22 protein-coding genes are annotated in these 22,434 nt (G+C 67.3%); 6 read left to right on the top strand and 16 right to left on the bottom strand.

The window, feature by feature from the left end; translation table 11 throughout:
• Positions 1-16: 16 nt before the first annotated feature.
• Positions 17-304, bottom strand: a complete 288-nt coding sequence (groES, locus tag AAHM44_RS02495; RefSeq protein ID WP_184161985.1) for a co-chaperone GroES — start codon at positions 302-304, stop codon at positions 17-19.
• A 218-nt stretch (positions 305-522) separates the two neighbouring features.
• On the opposite strand from groES, the gene sppA reads away from it, so the two are divergent.
• The 3 genes from sppA (at position 523) to AAHM44_RS02480 (ending at position 3,423) form a co-directional block, all read left to right on the top strand.
• Positions 523-2,415: a signal peptide peptidase SppA gene (gene sppA / locus AAHM44_RS02490; protein ID WP_269573727.1), complete on the top strand. Its 1,893-nt coding sequence runs from the start codon at positions 523-525 to the stop codon at positions 2,413-2,415.
• A complete protein-coding gene (locus tag AAHM44_RS02485) occupies positions 2,412-2,975 on the top strand; it encodes a GNAT family N-acetyltransferase (protein WP_184161979.1) in 564 nt (187 codons plus the stop codon). Before sppA ends, AAHM44_RS02485 begins: the two co-directional genes overlap by 4 nt.
• 91 nt (positions 2,976-3,066) lie before the next feature.
• Entirely contained in the window at positions 3,067-3,423 is a 357-nt protein-coding gene (locus AAHM44_RS02480) for a hypothetical protein (RefSeq protein WP_184161975.1), read from the top strand.
• Positions 3,424-3,658: 235 nt separating this feature from the next.
• On the opposite strand, the gene AAHM44_RS02475 is transcribed toward AAHM44_RS02480, so the two are convergent.
• Positions 3,659-4,213, bottom strand: a complete 555-nt coding sequence (locus tag AAHM44_RS02475; RefSeq protein WP_342248890.1) for a hypothetical protein — start codon at positions 4,211-4,213, stop codon at positions 3,659-3,661.
• Positions 4,214-4,367: 154 nt separating this feature from the next.
• Between AAHM44_RS02475 and AAHM44_RS02470 the strand changes: the two genes are divergently transcribed.
• Positions 4,368-5,135, top strand: a complete 768-nt coding sequence (locus tag AAHM44_RS02470; RefSeq protein WP_342248889.1) for a hypothetical protein — start codon at positions 4,368-4,370, stop codon at positions 5,133-5,135.
• A 117-nt stretch (positions 5,136-5,252) separates the two neighbouring features.
• On the opposite strand, the gene AAHM44_RS02465 is transcribed toward AAHM44_RS02470, so the two are convergent.
• Positions 5,253-5,888 (bottom strand): trimeric intracellular cation channel family protein, encoded by a 636-nt coding sequence (locus AAHM44_RS02465; RefSeq protein WP_269573730.1) that lies wholly within the window; start codon positions 5,886-5,888, stop codon positions 5,253-5,255.
• A gap of 63 nt (positions 5,889-5,951) precedes the next feature.
• Between AAHM44_RS02465 and AAHM44_RS02460 the strand changes: the two genes are divergently transcribed.
• Positions 5,952-6,617 (top strand): YoaK family protein, encoded by a 666-nt coding sequence (locus AAHM44_RS02460; protein ID WP_269573731.1) that lies wholly within the window; start codon positions 5,952-5,954, stop codon positions 6,615-6,617.
• 80 nt (positions 6,618-6,697) lie between these two features.
• Here the strand turns inward: AAHM44_RS02460 and lpdA are convergent, their stop codons facing one another.
• From lpdA to AAHM44_RS02425, 7 genes are all read right to left on the bottom strand, one after another.
• Complete coding sequence (gene lpdA, locus AAHM44_RS02455) at positions 6,698-8,092, bottom strand: dihydrolipoyl dehydrogenase (RefSeq protein WP_269573732.1); 1,395 nt, start codon at positions 8,090-8,092, stop codon at positions 6,698-6,700.
• A 111-nt stretch (positions 8,093-8,203) separates the two neighbouring features.
• Complete coding sequence (odhB, locus tag AAHM44_RS02450) at positions 8,204-9,409, bottom strand: 2-oxoglutarate dehydrogenase complex dihydrolipoyllysine-residue succinyltransferase (RefSeq protein WP_269573733.1); 1,206 nt, start codon at positions 9,407-9,409, stop codon at positions 8,204-8,206.
• A 25-nt stretch (positions 9,410-9,434) separates the two neighbouring features.
• Positions 9,435-12,368: a 2-oxoglutarate dehydrogenase E1 component gene (locus AAHM44_RS02445; protein ID WP_269576553.1), complete on the bottom strand. Its 2,934-nt coding sequence runs from the start codon at positions 12,366-12,368 to the stop codon at positions 9,435-9,437.
• A gap of 65 nt (positions 12,369-12,433) precedes the next feature.
• Positions 12,434-13,318, bottom strand: a complete 885-nt coding sequence (gene sucD, locus AAHM44_RS02440) for a succinate--CoA ligase subunit alpha (protein ID WP_269573734.1) — start codon at positions 13,316-13,318, stop codon at positions 12,434-12,436.
• Positions 13,319-13,322: 4 nt separating this feature from the next.
• Complete coding sequence (locus AAHM44_RS02435) at positions 13,323-13,937, bottom strand: hypothetical protein (RefSeq protein ID WP_342248888.1); 615 nt, start codon at positions 13,935-13,937, stop codon at positions 13,323-13,325.
• Positions 13,938-13,939: 2 nt separating this feature from the next.
• Positions 13,940-14,902, bottom strand: a complete 963-nt coding sequence (gene mdh / locus AAHM44_RS02430) for a malate dehydrogenase (protein WP_184161941.1) — start codon at positions 14,900-14,902, stop codon at positions 13,940-13,942.
• 215 nt (positions 14,903-15,117) lie between these two features.
• Positions 15,118-15,525 (bottom strand): VOC family protein, encoded by a 408-nt coding sequence (locus tag AAHM44_RS02425; RefSeq protein WP_269573736.1) that lies wholly within the window; start codon positions 15,523-15,525, stop codon positions 15,118-15,120.
• Between the two features lie 52 nt (positions 15,526-15,577).
• Between AAHM44_RS02425 and AAHM44_RS02420 the strand changes: the two genes are divergently transcribed.
• Entirely contained in the window at positions 15,578-16,126 is a 549-nt protein-coding gene (locus AAHM44_RS02420) for a winged helix-turn-helix transcriptional regulator (protein WP_342248887.1), read from the top strand.
• On the opposite strand, the gene AAHM44_RS02415 is transcribed toward AAHM44_RS02420, so the two are convergent.
• The 6 genes from AAHM44_RS02415 to AAHM44_RS02390 form a co-directional block, all read right to left on the bottom strand.
• A complete protein-coding gene (locus AAHM44_RS02415) occupies positions 16,123-17,955 on the bottom strand; it encodes a glycoside hydrolase family 2 protein (protein ID WP_342248886.1) in 1,833 nt (610 codons plus the stop codon). The genes AAHM44_RS02420 and AAHM44_RS02415 overlap by 4 nt on opposite strands.
• A gap of 131 nt (positions 17,956-18,086) precedes the next feature.
• Entirely contained in the window at positions 18,087-19,199 is a 1,113-nt protein-coding gene (gene zapE / locus AAHM44_RS02410) for a cell division protein ZapE (RefSeq protein WP_269573739.1), read from the bottom strand.
• Complete coding sequence (locus AAHM44_RS02405) at positions 19,196-19,660, bottom strand: PaaI family thioesterase (protein WP_269573740.1); 465 nt, start codon at positions 19,658-19,660, stop codon at positions 19,196-19,198. The genes zapE and AAHM44_RS02405 overlap by 4 nt, the downstream gene beginning before the upstream one ends.
• Before the next feature lie 4 nt (positions 19,661-19,664).
• Positions 19,665-20,450 carry a succinate dehydrogenase iron-sulfur subunit gene (locus AAHM44_RS02400; RefSeq protein ID WP_184161923.1) on the bottom strand — a complete coding sequence of 262 codons (786 nt, stop codon included), beginning with the start codon at positions 20,448-20,450 and terminating at the stop codon, positions 19,665-19,667.
• A gap of 58 nt (positions 20,451-20,508) precedes the next feature.
• On the bottom strand, positions 20,509-21,111 hold the full coding sequence (locus AAHM44_RS02395; RefSeq protein WP_269576554.1) for an ATP-dependent Clp protease proteolytic subunit: 603 nt from the start codon (positions 21,109-21,111) through the stop codon (positions 20,509-20,511).
• Between the two features lie 277 nt (positions 21,112-21,388).
• Positions 21,389-22,363 carry a C13 family peptidase gene (locus AAHM44_RS02390; RefSeq protein ID WP_269573741.1) on the bottom strand — a complete coding sequence of 325 codons (975 nt, stop codon included), beginning with the start codon at positions 22,361-22,363 and terminating at the stop codon, positions 21,389-21,391.
• Positions 22,364-22,434: the final 71 nt, after the last annotated feature.

Below are 22,434 nucleotides of genomic sequence, written 5' to 3'. Positions count from 1 at the left end.
CGAGGGATTCGAAGTCTCAGCCGACGATCCCGAGGATGTCGCTTTCCTTCATGATGAGGAGGTCTTCACCGTTGACCTTCACCTCGGTGCCCGACCACTTGCCGAACAGGATGCGGTCGCCGGCCTTGACGTCGAGCGGGGTGACCTCGCCCTTGTCGTTCTTGGTGCCCGAACCGACGGCGACGACTTCGCCTTCCTGCGGCTTCTCCTGAGCGGTGTCCGGAATGATGATGCCGCCGGCGGTCTTCGCCTCGGCTTCGACGCGGCGGACGAGCACGCGGTCGTGCAACGGACGGAAGTTCATTGCGAGTGATCCTCTATGCAATGGTTTATGGTTCTGGCACTCGGACTCGCCGACTGCCAACGGAGCGGCATATGAGTGCGCCCCTGCCCGGCGTCAACGGGCGTTAAGTGCGTTTTTTCGGAGTCCCCGAACGGGCGTGTTGGTCCGCTAATACGGGCGTTTACTCCACAGCGCATATCTAGTAGCCCGAACCGGCATTTCCATGGGAGAGCGGCGAAGTGAAGCTTGTCAAAGGCGCCTGGAAGATCCTGGTGGGGATCAAGGACTTTCTGGTCCTGGTCTTCATGCTCCTGTTCTTCACGGTGCTGTTCGCGGCGCTCTCCGCCAAGCCCAACGCCGCGGCGATCCGCGACGGCGCGCTGCTCGTCTCGCTCGACGGCGCGCTGGTCGAGCAGCCCGAGGAAGCCGATCCCTTCGCCAAGCTCGGCGGCGGCGATGTCGCCAAGCAGCAGCGGCTGCGCGACGTGGTCCGCGCGCTCGACGCGGCGAAGACCGACGATCATGTGAAGGCGGTGGTGCTCGACCTCGACCGCTTCATGGGCGGCTACCCCGCCGCGATCAGCGAAGTCGCCGCCGCGGTGGGCGAAGTCCGCAAGAGCGGCAAGCCGGTGCTCGCCTATGCGACCGCCTATACCGACGACAGCTATGCGCTGGCCGCCAATGCCAGCGAGATCTGGGTCAACCCGCTGGGCGGCGCGATGTTCACCGGCCCGGGCGGCACCCGCCTGTTCTACAAGAGCCTGCTCGACAAGCTGGGGGTCAACGCGCACATCTACCGCGTCGGCAAGTTCAAGTCGGCGGTCGAGCCGTACATGCGCGACGACATGTCGCCCGAGGCCAAGGAAGCCGAGCTCGCGATCTACCAGCCGATCTGGGCGCAGTGGCAGGCGGAAGTCGCCAAGGCGCGGCCCAAGGCCAAGCTGGCCGACTATATCGCCAAGCCGGCCGAAGTGGTGGCGGGTGCCAAGGGCGACATCGCCAAGTCGAACCTCGCGCTCGGCATCGTCGACAAGCTGGGCGACCGGCTGGCCTTCGGCAAGCGCGTCGCCGAGATCGCCGGCGTCGCCAGCGGCAAGCCGGCGGGCAATTTCAACCGGATCAAGCTGGCCGACTTCGTCGCCGCGCATCCGCTGCCGACCGGCGGCGACGCGATCGGCGTGCTGACCGTCGCCGGCGAGATCGTCGACGGCAAGGCCGGCCCCGGCAAGGCGGCGGGCGACACGATCAGCGCGGCGCTGCTCAAGGGCCTTGCGAGCAAGAAGCTCAAGGCGCTGGTGGTCCGCGTCGATTCGCCCGGCGGCTCGGCGCTCGCTTCCGAGCAGATCCGCCAGGCCATCGAGCAGGCCAAGGGGCAGGGCCTGCCGGTTGTCGTCTCGATGGGCAGCCTGGCCGCCAGCGGCGGCTATTGGGTATCGACCGCGGGCAAGACGATCTTCGCCGAGCCGAACACGATCACCGGATCGATCGGCATCTTCGGCGTGATCCCGACCTTCGAGAAGACGCTCGCCAAGATCGGCGTCGGCGTGGACGGGGTGCGGACCACCCCGCTCAGCGGCCAGCCCGACCTGTATGGCGGCACCAACGAAGAGACCGACAAGCTGCTCCAGTCGGCGATCGAGGCGGGCTATGCGCGCTTCATCGGGCTGGTGGCCGGTGCCCGCAAGCTGAGCCCCGAGCGGGTCAACGAGATCGCGCAGGGCCGCGTCTGGATCGGCGGCACCGCGCACCAGCTCGGGCTGGTCGACCGGTTCGGCGGGATCAACGACGCGATCGCCGAGGCGGCGCGCCTCGCCAAGCTCGATCCGGCCAAGGTCCATGCGGTCTATCTCGAGAAGGAGCCGTCGGGCTGGGCGAAGATGATCGAGGGCTTCCTGGGCGACAATGACCAGGAAGGCGACTGGGCCGACCAGCCGGCGGGGGCGGACATGTTCGCCCGCACCGCGATCGCCCAGCGCGGGTTGCTGATCCAGGCGATCGGCGATGCGCGCCGGCTCGCCCGCGGCGGATCGGTGCAGGCACGCTGCCTGGAGTGCGGCGGCTTCGGCCCCGCCACCGGCAGCCTGGACGATGCCCGGCTGTTCGACGCCATCGCCGCGCGGCTCGCGCTGTGATCGGCATCCGCGCAGCCACGCCGGAGGATGCCGGCGCCATCGCGGCGATCTATGCGCCGCACGTGCTCACCGGCACCGCCAGCTTCGAGATCGAGCCGCCCGAAAAGGCGGAGATCCGCAAGCGCATGGCATCGAGCGACGGACTCTATCCGTGGCTTGTCGCCACCACCGGCGACGGCGAGGATGCCGGGGTGATCGGCTATGCCTATGCCAGCAAGTTCCGCGACCGGCCGGCCTATCGCTATGTCTGCGAGACTTCGATCTACCTGACCGACGCGTCGAGCGGATCGGGGGTGGGGCGGCTGCTCTACGAGGCGCTGGTCGACACGCTGCGCGCGCAGGGCTTCGTCCATGCCATCGGCACGATCGCGTTGCCCAATGACCGCTCGATCCGGCTGCACGAGGCGGTGGGCTTCCGTCGCCAGGGCGTCTATCGCGAAGTCGGCTTCAAGCATGGCCAGTGGATCGATATCGGTTTCTGGCAGTGCGAACTGAACGAACCGCGCGTACCCCCTGTGGAACCACGCAAATTCGCCGATATGGGGATTGTCCGGGATTGAGCATGCGGGGGGCTGACCGCTATCGGCGCGGTCTCCCAGTAAACGCGTGGTCCGGTCCCAGATGCCCCACTCCGTTTCCCACAGCATCCATGTGGATGTTGACCGCAAGCTGATCGACCTGCGCATCGGCGGGCTGATCAGCCCCGAGGATGCCGCCTGGATCGGCGAGGAGCTGCGCGCGGCGATCCGCACGCTCGGCCCCCATGTCGGGCAGCATGTGACGCTCTATGACGGCAGCGGCGTGCATGTCGTGCCGCAGGAGACGGTGGAGCTGATCAAGCACACGCTCGACAATCCCGAGGTGCGCAAGCTGTGGGCGCGCAAGATCGCGTTCGTGGTGAGCACCGCGCTCGCCCGGCTGCAGGCGCAGCGGCTGCGCGAGGTGCGGCCGGACCTGGGCATATTCGACGATCGCGAGAGCGCGATCGCGTGGCTGATGGAGGTTTAGGGGAAGGGCGTTTGGCGGTGCTGCAATCCTGTCTCCGTGGGGAGATCGCAAGTGCGGGCGCCGCAAGTCCTGAGGACGAACATTCTTCATCGTCATCCCCGCGAAGGCGGGGATCCATTGGCGCTGAAGCTGATGAGACTTACAGCAGCCAGCCAGAATGAATCCCCGCCTTCGCGGGGATGACGGGTACTGGCAAAAGGGCTTGCTTGGGCTCTCAACCGAGGGTTGCCCCAGCCTACCCCAAAGCCGCCAGCCTCTGCTCCGCTTCGCGCACGCCGGCATTGCCGTCCGGGAAGAGCGGGCCGAGCGCGGCATAGCGCTCGCGGGCGTCCGTCCAATAGTCCCGTGCCGCCTCGGTCTCGCCGAGCGCGGTGGCCAGCAGCGCGACGCTGCGGATCATGTTGGCCATGGCGAGCGGCGGCGTGTCGATATCGGCGCGGTAGATGTCCAGCGCCTCGTGCAGATAGGCGGTGGCCCGGGGCAGCGCCTGTTGCTCGAGGAACATGTCGCCGGCATGGCGCAGCGCCCTGGCCAGGCCCAGCCCGTCTCCCGCGCGGCGATAGAGCGCGATGGCTTCGGCCTGGTCGTGCAGCGCCCAGTCGAGGTCGCCGTTGTCGCGGGCGATCTGCGACTGGCGGGTGAGCGCCAGCGCCTCGCCCGACAAGTCGCCTTCCCGGCGGAACAGGAGCAGCGCTTCCGAAAAGGCGGCGCGTGCCGCTTCGGTGTCTCCGTCTCGCCGGGCGGCCTCGCCCGTGGACAGCAATTGCTGGCCGCGACTCGACTCTTCCATGCGCGGAGTATGCGGGGTGTGGAGGGGGCAGGCAATTGCACGGATCTTACGGGACCCGCACGAACTCCCGCTGCGGGGCGCGAGACGCCAAAATAGACAGGATGGTTGCGGCGAACTAGCCTGGCTGGGGATGCTGGCATGGGGGAGATGCAGGGTGGCGAATCCGATCCGCGATTTGGCGCTGGTGGCCGCCGTCTTTGCCCTTGGCGGCTGTTCTTCCGACGCGCAGCGCCTGCGCCAGTCCGAGCTCGCATCTTCGGGGTTATGGGCGCCCGAATGGGGCTGGCGTTGCTGGAGCCGGTTCGAAGTCGAGGGGGAAACCGTCACCATACTGCGCGATTTCGAGGGGTCCGGGACGATCAACCCCTATCTCATCCAATCCTATGATCACGAACCGCATGGCACCTATTGGATGATCGATCCGCGTCCGGAGGGCCCTCCCGCCGACGAGCCCGACAACGGGCGCAAGGGGCGCAGCGAAGCGGAAGTGCTGCGCGACGGCCCCGATTACGTGCATATCAACTATGCCTGGCACACCCGGGTCGTCGGGCCGGTGCAGGTCAGTTTCCGGGGTGACGGCGTCCCGGTCGGGAGCCAGCGCCTGTTCAGCGCGCGCGAGGTGCGGCGCTCGACCGGGAAGGATGGCAAGATGTTCGGCTTGAGCGGTGGCCTGTCGAAGGGGCCGATCCTGCAGGCGCTCTACCGGACCCAGAACTGGGCGTTCAGCGTGACCGACGCGACCGGCAAGGAGCTGGCCGCAGGCGCTTTCCACCCGCCGGACCTGGCGCGCGCGGTCGAGGAATATCGGCGGGTGCGCGCGGAGATCGAAGCGCTGGAGCAGGAGTTCCGCACCGATTTCCAGGAAAGGAAGCGGGGCATGACCGGCTGTGTCGCGCACGAGAGTCCGGAAGCGACGATCTAGCTCATTCCGCGCGGGTGAACTCGCGGCGGCCGCGCTCGGTCGTGCGCCAGCATTTGCCCAGCCAGTAATCGAGCGGGACGAGCGGGTCCTGGGCGAGGAGGAGCAGGGAAAGCAGCATCAGCGCCTTCCCCGATAGGCCGGCAGGCCGAGCTTCCAGATGATCGCCGCCGCCCGCAGCCCGAAGCCGGCACTCGCCGCGAGCAGCCCGGCGACGAAGACCGGCAGGCCGGCCAGGGTCAGCACCACCTGGAGCACGCCGGTGAGCGCGGCGGCGGTGACATAGAGCTCGGGGCGCATCAGGATCGAGGGCTCGCCGGCGAGCACGTCGCGGATGATGCCGCCGACGCAGGCGGTGACCACGCCCATCACCGCGGCGGGCACCGGCGGGATGCCATAGCCCAGCGCCTTGGCGGCGCCGAACGCGGCATAGGCGGCCAGGCCGAAGGCATCGAGCCAGGCGAAGGTGGTATCGTTCCACCAGCGCTGCGGGGTGATCCAGATCAGCACCGCGACCGCGAGGATCAGCGAGGCGACGGTGGCGTCATGCACCCAGAAGACGGGGGCGCCGATCAGGAGGTCGCGGATCGTGCCGCCGCCGACGCCGGTGACCAGCGCGAAGAAGGCTGCGGTGACGAAGGTCTGGGCGCGGTGCGCGGCGGCCAGCGCGCCGGTGGCGGCGAACACGGCGATGCCGAGCATATCGAGCCAGGGGAGGATTGGCCCGATCCGGGCGGCGGCGTCTACGGCTTCCATGACCAATGTTTCATGCTGGGAACGGCTTGCTGTCAAATGCGCGGCTGGGGCATGAGGGCTGCCATGCAGCGTACAGAGTCCCCGCTCGTCGTCATCGCCATCTGCCTCGCCGCGCTTGCCGGCTTCGTCGATGCGCTGGCCTTTACCAGCCTGGGCGGTTTCTTCGCCTCGTTCATGAGCGGGAACACCACCCGCATGGCGGTGGGCCTGGGCAATGACATGCCCGGCGTCGCGGCGGTGGCGGGGGCATTGGTGATGAGCTTCATCAGCGGCGTGATCCTCGCCGCGGTGGTGACGCGCTGGCGCCAGGCGCGCTTCCGCGAGAGCATCATGGCGCTGGTGACGCTGCTGCTGGTGATCGCCGCGACGCTCGCCAGCCTGATGCCGGGGCCGCTCGTGCTGATCTTCCTGGCGATGGCTATGGGCTGCGAGAACGGCATCCTCCACCGCGAGGGCGAAGTGACGGTGGGCGTGACCTATATGACCGGATCGCTGGTCAAGCTGGGGCAGGGGCTCGCGGGCGCGCTGATGGGCGATCCCGATCGCTGGGCGTGGACGCGCTATCTGTTCCTGTGGCTCGGCTTCGTCGCCGGCGCGGTGATGGGCGCGGCGAGCCATGGCCGCTGGGGCTGGACGGCATTGTGGCTGGCGCCGATCGCCAGCGCGGTGCTCGCCTTTGCGCTGCTGCGCGTGCGGCCGAAGCTGAGCGGGCCCTGGGCGGTGCACTGAGACAAGAAAAAAGCCCCTCCCGGGTGGGGAGGGGCTTTTTCTGTCCATCATCCCTGCTTGCACCGGGATGACGCTTCCCGTCAGACGTGGATCGGCTTGCCCAGCACGGCCATGGCGGCTTCCTTGATCGCCTCGCTGTGCGTCGGGTGCGCATGGCAGGTATAGGCGATGTCTTCCGACGTCGCGCCGAACTCCATCGCCTGGGCGACCTGCGCGATCATCGTGCCGGCGACCGAGGTGATGATCCAGGTGCCGAGCACGCGATCGGTCTTGGCGTCGGCGATCACCTTCACCCAGCCGACCGTGTCGTCGATCGCCTTGGCGCGGCTGTTGCCGGCCATCGGGAACTTGCCGACCTTGACCTCGCCGCGCTCCTTGGCCTGCTCCTCGGTCAGGCCGACGCCGGCGATCTCGGGGTGGGTATAGACCACCGAGGGGATCACGTCGTGGTTCACGATGCCGGTGAGGCCGGCGATGTTCTCGGCGACCGCGATGCCTTCGTCCTCGGCCTTGTGCGCGAGCATCGGGCCCGGGATCACGTCACCGATCGCCCAGACGCCGTCGACCTTGGTGCGGAAGCTGTGGTCGGTCTCGACCTGGCCGCGCTTGTTCACTTCGAGGCCGATCTTGTCGAGGCCAAGGCCCTCGGTGTTCGGACGGCGGCCGATCGACACCAGCACGGCATCGGCTTCCAGCGTCTCGGCGGCGCCGCCGGCGGCGGGCTCGACCGTCACGGTGGCCTTGCCGCCGTTGACGGTGACGCCGGTCACCTTGGTGGAGAGCTTGATCTCCATGCCCTGCTTCTTGAAGATCTTGGCGGCTTCCTTGCGGACGTCGCCGTCCATGCCCGGGAGCAGCTGGTCGAGGAACTCGACCACGGTGACCTTGGCGCCGAGGCGCTGCCAGACCGAGCCGAGCTCGAGGCCGATCACGCCGCCGCCGATGACGACCATGTGGCCGGGGACCTTGTCGAGCGCGATCGCGCCGGTCGAATCGACGACGACCTTCTGGTCGATCTCGACGCCGGGCAGCGGGGTGACCGAGGAGCCGGTGGCGATGACGATGTTCTTGGCGGTGACGGTGCGGTCACCGACCTGGACGGTGTGTGCGTCGACGAAGGTGCCATAGCCCTTCACCCACTCGACCTTGTTCTTCTTGAACAGGAACTCGACGCCGCCGGTCAGGCCCTTCACGGCCTTGTCCTTGTCGGCCATCATGCCGACCAGGTCGAGCTCGACGCCGGTCAGCTTGATGCCATGCTTGGCGAGGGTGCCGTTGACGGCCTCGTCGAACTTCTCCGACGCGTTGAGCAGCGCCTTGGACGGGATGCAGCCGACGTTGAGGCAGGTGCCGCCCAGCGTCTCGCGACCCTCGACACAACCGGTGCGCAGGCCCAGCTGCGCCGCGCGGATCGCCGCGACATAGCCGCCGGGGCCCGAACCGATCACCAGGACGTCGAAATCGTACTCAGCCATTTTTCACTCCGTTCGCCCTGAGCTTGTCGAAGGGCTGCCTGTCTTCCGTTCGAGAAGAGCGGTGCTTCGACAAGCTCAGCACGAACGGAAGATAGGGATGCGTTTCAGTTCTTACAGGTCGATCAGCAGACGGGTCGGATCCTCGATCGCGTTCTTGAGCGCGACGAGGAAGGTCACCGCCTCGCGGCCGTCGACCAGGCGGTGGTCGTAGCTGAGCGCGAGGTACATCATCGGGCGGACGACGACCTGGCCGTCGCGGACCACCGGGCGGTCCTCGATGCGGTGCAGGCCGAGCACGGCCGACTGCGGCGGGTTGATGATCGGGGTCGACATCAGCGAGCCGAACACGCCGCCGTTCGAGATGGTGAAGGTGCCGCCCTTCATCTCTTCCATCTTGAGCGTACCGTCCTTGGCGCGCTTGCCGAAGTCGCCGATCGTCTTCTCGATGCCGGCGACCGACAGGGTCTCGGCATCGCGGATCACGGGGACGACCAGGCCCTGCGGGGCCGATACGGCGACCGAGATGTCGCAATAGTCGTGATAGACGATCTCATCGCCCTCGATCGAGCCGTTGACGCCCGGGATGTCCTTGAGCGCCATGCAGGCGGCCTTCACGAAGAAGCCCATGAAGCCGAGGCGAACGCCGTGCTTCTTCTCGAACAAATCCTTGTACTTGGCGCGCGCCTCGATCACCGCGGTCATGTCCACGTCGTTGAACGTGGTGAGCATCGCGGCGGTGTTCTGCGCTTCCTTGAGGCGCTTGGCGACGGTCTGGCGGAGACGCGTCATCTTGACGCGCTCTTCCTTGCGGCCGCTCGCCGAGGCTGCCGGAGCAGCGGCGGGTGCCGGCGCGGCGGCCGGGGCGGGCTTGTTGCTCGCCGCGGTCAGCACGTCGTCCTTGGTCAGGCGGCCGTCCTTGCCGGTGCCCTGCACGGTCGACGGATCGACGCCGGTCTCGAGCACCGCGCGGCGCACCGACGGCGACAGCGCAGCGGCTTCCGAGCTTGCCGGAGCAGGCGCGGCGGCCGGAGCCGGCGCGGCAGCCGGGGCCGCGGCGGGCGCCGGAGCAGCGGCGGCGGCGCCGCCCTCGGTCACCACGGCGATCACCGCGCCGACCTCGACCGTGTCGCCGATCTTGACGAGCTGATCGCCCATCACGCCGGCAACCGGGCTGCCGACTTCGACCGAGACCTTGTCGGTCTCGAGGCTCGCGATCGGCTCGTCGAGCGCGACGGGGTCACCCGGGTTCTTCAGCCATTCACCAAGCGTGGCTTCGGTGATCGATTCACCCAGCACCGGGACTTTAACGTCTGCCATTGTCTTTCCTCGTTCCCTGGGGATCTCAGTTGTTGCGGGTCCGGCGAATTTCTTCGCGGACATTGTGACCAAGCGCGTCTGCGATCAGCGCGCCCTGTTCGGCCTGGTGGCGCTTCATCAGGCCGGTGGCGACCGCAGCGGCCGGCGCGCGGCCGGCATAGCGCGGACGCTGCACCTTGCACTTCGCCTCGGCCAGGCTGGCCTCGATGAAGGGCTCGACGAAGAACCAGTAGCCGTTGTTCTTCGGCTCTTCCTGCGCCCAGATCACTTCCTCGAGGTTGGTCATGCGCGCGATGCGCTTGGCCAGGGCCTCGCCCGGGAAGGGATAGAGCTGCTCGATGCGGACGATCGCGGTGTTCTTGTCACCGGCGGCGTCACGTGCCTCGATCAGGTCATAGGCGACCTTGCCGGTGCACAGCACCAGGCGCTTCACCTCGGTATCCGCCGGCGCCGACGGATCGCTGAGGATGCGCATGAAGTGGCTGTCGCCCAGGAAGTCCTCGGCCTTCGACACCGCCAGCTTGTGGCGGAGCAGCGACTTCGGGGTCATCTGCACCAGCGGCTTGCGGAAGGTGCGGTGCATCTGGCGGCGCAGCAGGTGGAAGTAGTTTGCCGGCGTCGTGATGTTGACGACCTGCATATTGTCTTCCGCGCAGAGCTGCAGATAGCGCTCCGGACGCGCCGAGCTGTGCTCGGGGCCCTGGCCTTCATAGCCGTGCGGCAGCAGCATCACCAGGCCGTTGGCGCGGAGCCACTTGGCCTCGCCCGCGGCGATGAACTGGTCGATCATGATCTGCGCGCCATTGGCGAAGTCGCCGAACTGCGCTTCCCACAGTACCAGCGTCTTCGGATCGGCAAGCGCATAGCCGTATTCGAAGCCGAGCACGCCATATTCCGAGAGCGGCGAATCGAGCACTTCGAAGGTGCCGTGCGGGATGGTCGAGAGCGGGATGTAGCGATGCTCATCCTTCTGATCGACCCAAACCGCGTGGCGCTGCGAGAAGGTGCCGCGGCCGACGTCCTGGCCCGAGAGACGGACGCCATAGCCTTCCGAGAGCAGCGAGCCGAAGGCCAGCGCTTCGCCGGTCGCCCAGTCGAAATTCTCGCCCGACGAGAACATCGCACGCTTCGCATCGAGCACGCGGCCCAGCGTCTTGTGGATCTCGAGGTCCGAGGGGACTTCGGTCAGCGTGCGGCCGAGGCTGTCGAACAGTTTCTTCTCGATGCCGGTCTCGACCGAGCGGCGTGCCGTCTCGGCATCGCCCGGAACCGACAGGCCCGACCAGCGGCCGCCGAACCAGTCCGCCTTGTTGGGGAGGTACGACTTGCCCGCTTCGAACTCGCCTTCGAGCAGCAGGTTGAACTGCTTCACCTTCTCGTCGACGAAGCCTTGGTCGATCGTGCCTTCGGCGATCAGCTTCTTCGAATAGACGACGCTGACCGACGGATGCTGGCGGATCGCCTTGTACATCAGCGGCTGGGTGAACGAGGGCTCGTCGCCTTCGTTATGGCCGAAGCGGCGATAGCACCACATGTCGATCACGACATCGCGCTTGAAGGTCTGGCGGAACTCGATCGCCATCTTGCAGGCGAAGGTGACCGCTTCGGGATCGTCGCCATTGACGTGGAAGATCGGCGCCTGGACGCCCTTTGCGACGTCCGACGGATAGGGCGAGGAGCGCGCGAACTGCGGGCTCGTCGTGAAGCCGATCTGGTTGTTGATGATGAAGTGGAGGCAGCCGCCGGTGTTGTAGCCGCGGATGCCCGAGAAGCCGAGGCACTCCCAGACGATGCCCTGGCCGGCGAACGCGGCGTCGCCGTGCAGCAGCACGGGCAGCGAACCGGTATGCGCTTCCAGGTCGTTGGCGATCGTCTGGATCGCGCGGGTCTTGCCGAGCACGACCGGATCGGCCGCTTCAAGGTGCGACGGGTTGGCGACCAGCGACATATGGACGCTGATGCCGTCGAACTCGCGGTCGGTGCTGGTGCCGAGGTGATACTTCACGTCGCCCGAGCCGCCGACGTCGTCCGGATTGGACGAGCCGCCCGAGAATTCGTGGAAGATCGCGCGATACGGCTTCGACATCACGTTGGTGAGCATGTTCAGCCGGCCGCGATGCGCCATGCCGTACACGATCTCGCGCACGCCGAGCTGGCCGCCATACTTGATGATGGCTTCCATCGCCGGGATCATCGCTTCGCCGCCGTCGAGGCCGAAGCGCTTGGTGCCGACATATTTCTTGCCGCAGAACTTCTCCCACTCCTCGGCCTCGATGACCTTGGAGAGGATCGCCTTCTTGCCGTCGGCGGTGAACTGGATGGCCTTGTCCTTGCCCTCCATCCGATCCTGGAGGAAGCGGCGCTCCTCGACATCGGCGATGTGCATGTACTCAAGGCCGACATTGCCGCAGTAATTGGCCTGCAGGATCGCGACGATCTCGCGCACGGTCGCCTTTTCCAGGCCGAGCGTGCCGCCGAGATAGATCGGGCGATCGAGATCGGCGCCGGTGAAGCCATGATATTCCGGCGTCAGGTCGGCAGGCAGGTCCTGGCGGGCCAGGCCGAGCGGATCGAGCGAAGCGGCGAGGTGGCCACGCACCCGGTAGGTGCGGATCAGCAGCATCGCGCGGATCGAATCGCCGGCAGCGCGGGCGATGTCTGCTTCCGACGCGGCCGGGCCGGCCGGCTTGGCAGGGGCAGCGCCGCCCTTGGCGGGCTTGGGCGCGGGCTCCATCTGGGTGGGATCGAGCCCGGCGGTGAGGGCATCCGTCTCGGCGAGCGGCCAGCGCGGGTTCGCCCAGCTGGGGCCCGAGGCCGCATCCTCGAGGCCATCGAAGAACTGCTGCCACTGCGGCTCGACGCCGGTCGGATCCGCCTTGTAGCGGCGGTACATCGTCTCGACGAAGGCGGGGCTCACACCGCCGGCGATCTCGTCGAAGTCCAGGCCCTCATAGCCCATAGTCAATTCCAGTCTGTGTTAGCGCTCCCATTCCGTGAAGGAGATAGGAGCGCGCACGTTACAATTCAGCCCTTGAGCACTTCGACCAGCGTGGAGCCGAGCTCCGACGGGCTGGCCGCGACGCGGATGCCCGCCTCTTCCATCTTCGCGATCTTTTCCTCGGCGCCGCCCTGGCCGCCCGAGACGATCGCACCGGCATGGCCCATGCGGCGGCCCGGAGGCGCCGTGCGGCCCGCGATGAAGCCGGCCATCGGCTTCTTGCGGCCACGCTTGGCCTCGTCGATCAGGAACTGCGCGGCTTCCTCTTCGGCCGAGCCGCCGATTTCGCCGATCATGATCATCGACTTGGTCTCGTCGTCCGCGAGGAACAGCTCGAGCACGTCGATGAAGTTGGTGCCGTTGACGGGGTCGCCGCCGATGCCCACCGCGGTGGTCTGGCCGAGGCCGGCATTGGTGGTCTGGAACACCGCCTCATAGGTGAGGGTGCCCGAGCGCGAGACGACGCCCACCGAGCCCTTCGAGAAGATCGAGCCCGGCATGATGCCGATCTTGCACTCGCCCGGGGTCAGCAGGCCGGGGCAGTTCGGGCCGATCAGGCGCGACTTCGAACCCGAAAGGGCGCGCTTCACCTTGACCATGTCGAGCACCGGAATGCCCTCGGTGATGCAGACGATCAGCGGCACTTCGGCGTCGATCGCCTCGAGGATCGAGTCGGCGGCGAAGGGCGGCGGCACGTAGATGACCGAGGCGTCGGCGCCGGTCTTGGTGACGGCTTCGGTGACGGTGTCGAACACGGGCAGGCCGATATGCTCGGTGCCGCCCTTGCCGGGGGTCACACCGCCGACCATCTGCGTCCCATAGGCGAGCGCCTGCTGGGTGTGGAAGGTGCCGGTCTCACCGGTCATCCCCTGGGTGATGACCTTGGTGTTCTTGTTGATCAGGATGCTCATGCGTTCACTGGGCTCCAGGCGCTTTGGATTCGGTTAGGGAGGAGGAGCGCAGCACGACCCAGCCGCCATAGGCGGCGGCGGTCACGCGAACGTCCTCGCGAGCGGAAGTGGCAACCGACGCACCGACCGCGCTGGCGGTGGGGCGTGCGGAGAGCGGCACGGCGTCCTCGTTCGGCAGGACGAGCTTGCGTGCGGCGGGATAATCCTCGTCGGACAGCGCGTACCACAGCACGATGCAGCTATCGCCGATCGGAGTGTGGCTGGGCTGGGCGGTGGGCGGCAGCAGATAGAGCTGGCCACCGGAGATCCGGTAGATGGTGTTGGGCACCTGCGCCGCGGTGGGCGCGGGCAGCTTCTCGGCCTCGGCGCGCGTCGCGACGGTGCCGGCGCCGAGCGCGCGCTGCGCGGCGGCGGGCAGCGAGGCGAAGGTCATCGGCTCGGCGACGCTCTTGCTCAGCCGCACCGCGCCGCTGATGCAGGCGGCCTGGAACAGCGGCACCGGCTCGGCGGGCGCCGTGGGCGTGGCCTCCTGGGCCATTGCGGGCGCCGGCAACAGCGAAGCCACGCTTGCACAGGCAAGCGCGGCGATCGCGAGCAGGCCGGAGCGCTGCGCAGTCATGATCAGGCGAGCGAGCCGTCGATCGCCTTGCAGGCGACCAGCAGTTCCTTCACCGCGTCGACCGAGACCGTCAGATTGGCCTTGGCCTCGTCCGACAGCTTGACCTCGACGATCTTCTCGACGCCGTCCTTGCCGAACAGCACCGGCACGCCGACGTAGAGATTGTCGACGCCGTACTGGCCGGTCAGGTGCGCGGCAGCCGGCAGGATGCGCTTCTGGTCGTAGAGATAGGCCTCGGCCATCGCGATCGCGCTGGTCGCCGGGGCGTAGAAGGCCGAGCCGGTCTTGAGCAGCGCGACGATCTCGCCGCCGCCACCACGGGTGCGCTTGACGATCTCGTCGATCTTTTCCTTGGTCGAGAAGCCCATCTCGATCAGGTCGGCGACGGGGATGCCCGACACGGTCGAATATTCGAGGACCGGGACCATGGTGTCGCCATGGCCGCCGAGCACGAAGGTGTTCACGTCCTTGACCGACACGCCGAATTCCTCGGCGAGGAAGTGGCTGAAGCGCGCCGAGTCGAGCACGCCGGCCATGCCCACCACCTTGGTGTGCGGCAGGCCCGAGAATTCGCGCAGCGCCCAGACCATCGCGTCGAGCGGGTTGGTGATGCAGATCACGAACGCGTCGGGCGCATGGGCGGCGATGCCCTCGCCGACGGCCTTCATGACCTTGAGGTTGATGCCGAGCAGGTCGTCGCGGCTCATCCCCGGCTTGCGGGCGACGCCGGCGGTGACGATGATCACGTCGGCGCCCGCGATGTCGGCATAGTCGTTCGAGCCGATGATCTTGGCGTCGAAGCCCTCGACGGGGCCGCACTGCGACAGGTCGAGCGCCTTGCCCTGGGGCACGCCTTCGACGACGTCGAACAGGACGATGTCGCCCAGGCCCTTGAGTGCTGCGAGGTGCGCGAGCGTACCGCCGATGTTGCCGGCGCCAATCAGCGCGATCTTCTTGCGGGCCATGGATACTCCCTATGGGTCTGGTTCAACCGGACACCAGCACGCACGTACCGGCGTGCCGGTGAAAGCGGTGGCGGCTTAGGCCCATAATAGGAGAGTCGCAACCCATGAAAAAGGATGGGCCGCGATTATCTTTGCAACTAATTCGCAACTGCAATAAGGGGTTGCGCCGCCTTGCTCGCGGGCGCGCGGCGCTTCCCCGGCCCCGCGGATCGGGCTCAGCCGCCCTGCATCAGATCCTGGTAGAGCATCAGCGCATTGCCGTCGGGATCGTAGAAGGTGAGCAGCCGGACCATGCCCGGGATATCCTGGATCGGTCCATCCTGCCGCACGCCCGCGGAGTCGAGCACCTTCTGTGCCGCTTCGATGTCGACAACCCCGAAAGTGAGCGTCGCGCCGCCGCCCTGGATCACGCTCTCGCGCTGGGCAAGGCCGACATTGACGCGCGCCACCGGGCTTTCGAACTCGCACCAGGCGATCTCATCGACGCGGTAGAGCAGGTTCATCCCCAGAACGTCGCGATACCAGGCGATGCCGGCGTCGAGATCGGTGACGTTGATTGCGCAGGTCAGGCCGCCATCATAGCCGAGCGCGGCGCGGGCAGGGGCTTCAAGCGTGGTTGCCATCTGGATTCTCCGACTCTATGGTTACATTTATATAGTCGATATGAATTTGGTGATGGAGTCAATTCCCCCTGATCCCGCGCAGCTGCTGCGCACCCTGGAGTCCAATCGCTGGGCGATCCCGGTGCTGGCCCTGCTCCACCGCGAGCACGGCGCGCGCTTCGCGGTGATGGCACGCGCGTTCGACCTGCCGCACAACAGCCTGTCGCGCTGTCTGGCGTATCTCAGGGAATGCGGCTGGGTGCTGCCCAACCCCGGCCATGGCCATCCGCTGCGCCCCGAATATGTGCTGAGCGATGCCGGCCGCCCGGTCGCGGCATTGTGCGGGCGGATCGAGGAAGCGCGGGCGCGGCTGCGGCTGGGGGCGGGCGACCTGCCGCGCTGGTCGCTGCCGCTGGTTGCCGGGTTGGGGCCGGACTGGACCCGCTTCGGCGCACTCCAGGCGCGGCTGGCCCCGGTCACCCCGCGCGCCCTCTCGACGACGCTCAAGGCAGTGATCGACGAGGAACTGGTCCGCCGCCGGCTCGAGGACCGCTACCCGCCGCTGCCGCTCTATGCGCTGACGAGGAAGGGGCAGGAGCTGGCGGCGGCGCTGGCGGCCTAACGCTCCGCCTTCTCTCGCGCGGCATAGTCATCGGCGAGCACGCCGAACGCCTGCTTGCGCTGGCCGGTCTCCGAGATCAGCCCCTTGCGGTTCCAGCCCTGCTGATAGACCGGGTGCTGGCGGCGCGGGGAGCGGAAGTCCTTGAGGATCCAGGGGCTGAGGCCGCGCAGGAACGGCACCTTGGCCGCCATCTCCAGGGTGCGGCGATAATATTCGGCCTGATATTCCTCGCTGAACTTGTGCGGGGCCGCGGCGCCGTCGTGATAGCCATAGAGCGCATCGGCACCAAACTCGGAGAAGATCAGCGGCTTGGTCACCGGGCTGGCCCAGGTGAAGCTCGGGATCGCGGCGAGCGGGTCATCCGAATACCAGCCATTGTAGGTGTTGATCGCCATCACATCGAGATCGCCGACCAGCGGATCGTTGATCCGCATCTCCTTGCCCTTGCGATCGCTGAGCAGCGCGGCGGTGACGAGCCGGCTGTTGTCGAGCGCGCGGACATCCCCGATCAGCGTGCGGAGGAAGGCGTTGCGGGCGTCCGATACCGGCGTTTCATTGGCGACGCTCCACAGCACGATCGCAGCGCGGTTGCGGTCGCGGCGGATATTCTCGGCGATCATCCGGCGCGCGGTCGCGAGCGTATCGGCATTGCCCCAGGCGACGCGCCAATAGACCGGCACTTCGCTCCATACGAGCAGGCCCATCTCGTCGGCGAGGCGGGTGGTGCCCTCGTCATGCGGATAATGCGCCAGGCGCACGAAATTGCCGTGCAGACCCTGCTTGATCTCGGAGAACAGCGCCCGCGCGGCGGCGGGGCTCATCGCACGGACGGGATCCTTGCCGAGCTCCTCCTCGTGCATCGAGATGCCGCGCAGGAAGATCGACTTGCCGTTGAGCAGGATCCGGTCGCCCTGCACTTCGATCGTACGGAAGCCGACGCGATCGGCGAAGCGGTCCGCGCCAGAGGCGATCTCGACGTCGTAGAGCTTCGGATTCTCCGGAGACCAGCGCTGCAGCCCGCGCGGCGTCGGCAGGCTGGCGCTCCATCTGCCTTCGCCATCGGTACGCCCTTCGAGCGTGGCGCCGAGCGCGGGGATGGCGAGGCGGATCGGTGCGTTCGCGGCCTGCGACCCGAGCAGTTGCGCCGAGACTGCGATGCGGCCGTCCTTGCCGAGCCGTACGAACGCATCGTCCACGAACGTCTCGGGCACGGTGACCAGGCGCACCGAGCGGGTGATGCCGCCATAGGTCTCCCAGTCGGTGACCGGCGGCGGCACGTCGCTGTCGGTGCGGGCGGAATCGACGCCCACGGTGATCTGGTTGCTGCCCGGGCGCAGCCTGTCGGTCACGTCGAAGGCGAAGGGGGTGAAGGCGCCGACATGCTTGCCGACCGGCTTGCCGTTGAGGAACACGCTGGCGGCGTAATCAGCGCTGCCGAAGCGCAGATAGACGCGCTTGCCCGGGGTGACCGGCGTGTAGTCGAAAGTCCGCTGGTACCAGACCAGGCCCTGATAATAGCGCATCTCCGGGGCATGACCGATCCAGCTGCCGGGCAGGTGCGTGATCGCCGAGCGCTGCATGTCGAACTCGAACAGCGCGGTCGGGCGCTTCTCGGCTTCCTCGGCCTGGATCTTGTCCTGGTAGCGCGCGGTGCTTTCCGAAGGCGGACCGCCATGGAAGCCGGCGACGCCATCGCGATAGGGATCGACCGACCAGTGCCAGGCGCCGTCCAGGCTCTGGCCCGGGCGAAGGTCGGCCGCGACCAGGGTCTGCGCCGAAGCGCTCATGGGTGCCAGTAACGCCGCAAGCGCGAACCCGATCAGGCGCATAGTCTCTCCCTATTTTGCTTTTGCGGGGAGCCTATCGCGGGTCAGGCCATTCGGCCAGACCAATATATCGGGATTGGTTGCTTCTGCGCCCCTCCCTGGAAGGGAGGGGGACTTGCATACGGATGCTCGCCCTATTGCTCGCCGTGGCCCTCGGCCAGGTAGGTATCCGAGCGCATTTCCATCAGGCGGCTGACGGTGCGGTCGAACTCGAAGCGGCCGTCGCCCGTCTCGTACAGGTCCTGCGGCTCGGCATCGGCGGCGGCGAGCAGCTTGACCTTGTGCTCGTAGAGCGCGTCGATCAGCGTAACGAAGCGCGCCGCCTCGTTGCGGTTCTCCGGCCCCAGCTTGGGGATGCCGACCAAGATCACCGTGTGGAAGCGCCGGGCGATGGCGAGATAGTCGGCGGCGCCGCGCGCCTCGCCGCACAGCCGCTTGAACGAGAAGACGGCGACGCCCTTCAGGCATTTCGGCACGTGCAGCTCGCGCCCGCCCTGCACCGGCAGCTCGCAGGTCGGGACATGGGCGCGGTCCTCGACCGGATAATCGGTGAGGCGGAAGAACGCTTCGGAGAGCTGCCTGGTCGCTTCTGGTCCGTTCGGCACCAGCCAGGTATCCATCCGCCCCAGGCGATCGAGCCGATAGTCGGTCGGGCCGTTCAGCGTCAGCACGTCCATCTTCGCCTCGATCAGCTCGATGAAGGGGATGAACAGCTGGCGGTTGAGCCCATCCTTGTAGAGATCGCGCGGCGCCCGGTTTGAGGTGGCGACCATGGTGAGGCCGTGGCCCATCATCTCGGTGAACAGGCGCGAGAGGATCATCGCGTCGGCGGGGTTGTTGACCACCATCTCGTCGAAGGCGAGCAGGCGGGTGTCCTCGACCATCGCATCGGCGACCGCGACGACGGGATCGCGCGTGTCCTTCTTGCGCTCCTCGTTGAGCCGCTCATGCACTTCGAGCATGAATTCGTGGAAATGGACGCGGCGCTTCCGGCGGATGTTCACCGTCTCGTAGAACAGGTCCATCAGCATCGACTTGCCGCGGCCGACGCTGCCCCAGATGTAGAGCCCGCGCGGCGGCTCGGGCAGGCGGCCGAGTGCGCGCCACAGGATGCTGCCCTTTTTCGGCACCGCTTCCAGTTCGCCGGCGAGGCTGTTCAGCCGTTCGGCGGCGGCGGCCTGTTCGGGGTCGGGGCGAAGCTCGCCCGCGGCAACGAGGGCACGGTATTTCTCGATTACGCTGGTCATGATCTGGGCGGGGGCGAACTCTTGCGGATGGTGCCGAGGAAGCTGGCGACGGTCACGTCGCCCTGGCGGACCACGCCACGCAGGAACAGCATCCGGCCGGTCTCGCGCAGCAGGTCGATCTCGGCTTCGGTATCGGTGCCGATCGCACCACCGGCGATGAACTGGATCGACATGTCGACAGTGGAGGCGGGGCCGGCAAGTACGCCCAGCCCGCGCGCGGCGGCGAACAATGCCATGTCGATGAAGCCGGCCAGCGCGCCGCCATGGATATGGTCGCGCAAATTGGAGTGCTGGCGCTCGAAGCGGTGGCGGACCAGCGCAGTGCGCTCACCGCTCGCCTTCACCGAAAGCGAGCCGATGAAGCTGTTGAACCGGCCCTGGTCCAGAATCTGCCAGCGCTTCCAGCCCGGCAGGTCCGGATCATCTTCGTAGAAGAAATGCTCGGGGCCGGGCTGGTTCACAGGATCAGAGCGTGCGCTCGGCTTCCATCTTCTTGATCTCGGCGATCGCCTTGCCCGGGCTCAGGCCCTTCGGGCAGACGTTCGAGCAGTTCATGATCGTGTGGCAGCGATAGAGGCGGAACGGATCCTCGAGATTGTCGAGGCGTTCGCCGGTCATCTCGTCGCGCGAGTCGGCCAGCCAGCGATAGGCCTGGAGCAGGATCGCCGGGCCAAGGAACTTGTCGCTGTTCCACCAGTAGCTTGGGCACGAGGTCGAGCAGCAGGCGCACAGGATGCACTCGTACAGGCCGTCGAGCTTCTCGCGGTCGGCCGGCGACTGGAGGCGCTCCTTGCCCGAGGGCGTGGTCGACACGGTCTGCAGCCACGGCTTGATCGAGGCGTACTGCGCATAGAAGTGGGTGAAGTCAGGGACGAGGTCCTTGATCACGTCCATGTGCGGCAGCGGGGTGATGCGGATGTCGCCCTTGATGTCCTCGATCGCGGTGGTGCAGGCGAGGCCGTTGCGCCCGTCCATGTTCATCGAGCACGAGCCGCAAATGCCTTCGCGGCACGAGCGGCGGAAGGTCAGCGAGCTGTCCTGCTCCGACTTGATCTTGATGAGCGCGTCGAGGACCATCGGGCCGCATTCGTCGAGGTCGATTTCGAACGTGTCGTAGCGCGGATTCTCGCCCGAATCCGGATCGTAGCGGTAGATCTTGAACTTCTTGACGTTCTTCGCGCCCGGGTCCGCCTTGTGCTCCTTGCCCTTGGTGGAGATGCGGCTGTTCTTGGGAAGGCGGAATTCGGCCATCGAGGGGTTCCTTATGCTTGGCCGCGCGATAGCCAATCGAACCGCCGGGCTCAACCTCTCAGATGATATCAAGCACCAGACCGAGCGAACGGGCCTCTTCCGCCTCGATATACCAGTTGGCCGGCGCGCGCTCGGCGAGGGATTCGAAACGCACGCTTGAGCCGGCAATGATGGCGCGGAAACCCTCTTCCTCGATCCGCACCGATTCCTCGATCTCGTGCAGCTTGGCCTTGAGGCTGGCGACCTGCATGCGCAGCGGTCCGGACAGATCGAGCGTCGACTGGATCTGGCGCTCATGGATCATCAACCGGGTGCCGCGGGTGAGGAAGCGCTTGTCGGCGGGGAAGGCGGCCATGAAGGTCGCGCCGGCGGAGTAGACGGCGACCTTGCCGAGGAAGAGCGTCTCGCGGCCAGAATAGTCGCGCAGCAGGCGGATCTCGTCGCCCATCAGCCGGGCGACTTCGGGATCGCCGCCGAGCGTGGAAAGCGAGACGACGAGGCTGCCTTCGCGCGGGGCGGCGGCGAGCTGTTCGCGGAAGCTGGCATACATCGCCTGGTCGACCGGGCCGGACAGGGCGACGTGCGGACGGGCGAGCAGCGGGTAGCGCGCGGCCTGGCCGTCGTCCTGCGGGGTGGCGGGGGAGTCGATCGCGTCGGTCATCGCCGCAGTAACTTCCGCGATCGGATCGGGTTCCAGTGGCGCGGGCGGAAGCGTGGGGGCCGCGGGCCGGGGTGCGATTACCCGGCGCCGGGCTTCGCGCCGCTCGACCCAGCGACGGACCAGGAACGCGAAGCCGAAGGTGATCAGCAGGCCGAGCCCGACCTGGAGCACGCGATTGCGGAAGCCGCCGGGAAGCGCCTTCTGGATCGCCGCGGGGATCTGGTGTTCCAGATCGCCCGGGATCAACCGCTCCAGAAGGGTTTCCTCGGCTGCCATGCTATCCGCCGCGTTTGAGCATGTCGGTCGCCGGGCGGCCGACGGGTGGGGTATCCGTTTGCGGCATGCGCGCCTCGAGCGGGGCGAGCCAGGTCGCGACGTCCGCGCCGATCGTCACTTGCGGGTTGGACGGCATGACGCGCGCCATGCTTTCCCAGTCGTTGATCAGCATGCGCGCCTCGTCCGATGCCTTTTCGAGCGGCTGGCCCTTGCGCAGCGCATGGTTGATCATCGCATCGCCGAAGAAGGTCCAGTCATTGTCCGCCTGGCAGCCGAACGAGGTCCGGTCGGACGACGCAGCGGTGAACAGCGCGGTGGTGGGGCTGGAGAGCGGGCTGACGAAGATGCCCGAATAGCAGGCCGAGAGGATCAGCAGCCGGTTCTTGATGCCGAGTTCGTCGAGGAGGGATTCGAGCCGCCGGGGGCTGAGGATGCCATAGCCCTCGTCGCCGTCATGATAAGCGATGCCAACCTTGGCGCCGTGGCTCGTGGTGTAGAGGACGAGGACGTCCTGCTCCTTGTCCATCACCTCGGCGATGCGGGCGAGGGCGAGGGTCAGGCTGGTCAGCGACCCGTTCGGCAGCTCGCTCGGCATGGCGCCGGCGGTGCCGCCCAGCACGATCGTCCGGCCGGCGGCATCGAAGCGGCGCGAAAGCACCTTGCCGGCCTCGCGCGCCTCGCGCCCGAACACCGGATCGCTGTCGAGCGCGACCGAGACGACATAGGCGTCGACCAGCGTCTTGCGCTGCGGCTGGAGCGCGTTGAGCGCGACGTTGAGCTTGCGGGTATCGGCGAGCATCGCCCTGGCCGAGCGCCCGCGCTGGAGCTCGGGGCCGGGATCGAGCCCTTCGATGCCGTCGGGCCCGGAGACCATCCCCGGCCAGTCCGCCTTGTGCTCGGGCGCCTTGTACTGGGCGGCGGCGGGCGTGACGGCGAGCGCGGCAACCGCCGCAAGCATGGCGAACGCGATACGCATGGGCAGGCGAGAACCCCCGATTTAGTTAACGACCACTCTCGCGGGTGCGAGAGCGGTGTCAAGCCATCTGG

The organism is Sphingomonas sp. OTU376, from assembly GCF_038440415.1.
GTDB classification, from domain to species: Bacteria; Pseudomonadota; Alphaproteobacteria; order Sphingomonadales; family Sphingomonadaceae; genus Sphingomonas; species Sphingomonas kyeonggiensis_A.
Note: the sequence above shows the minus strand (reverse complement) of the source record. Positions and strands in the feature narration are given on the sequence as shown.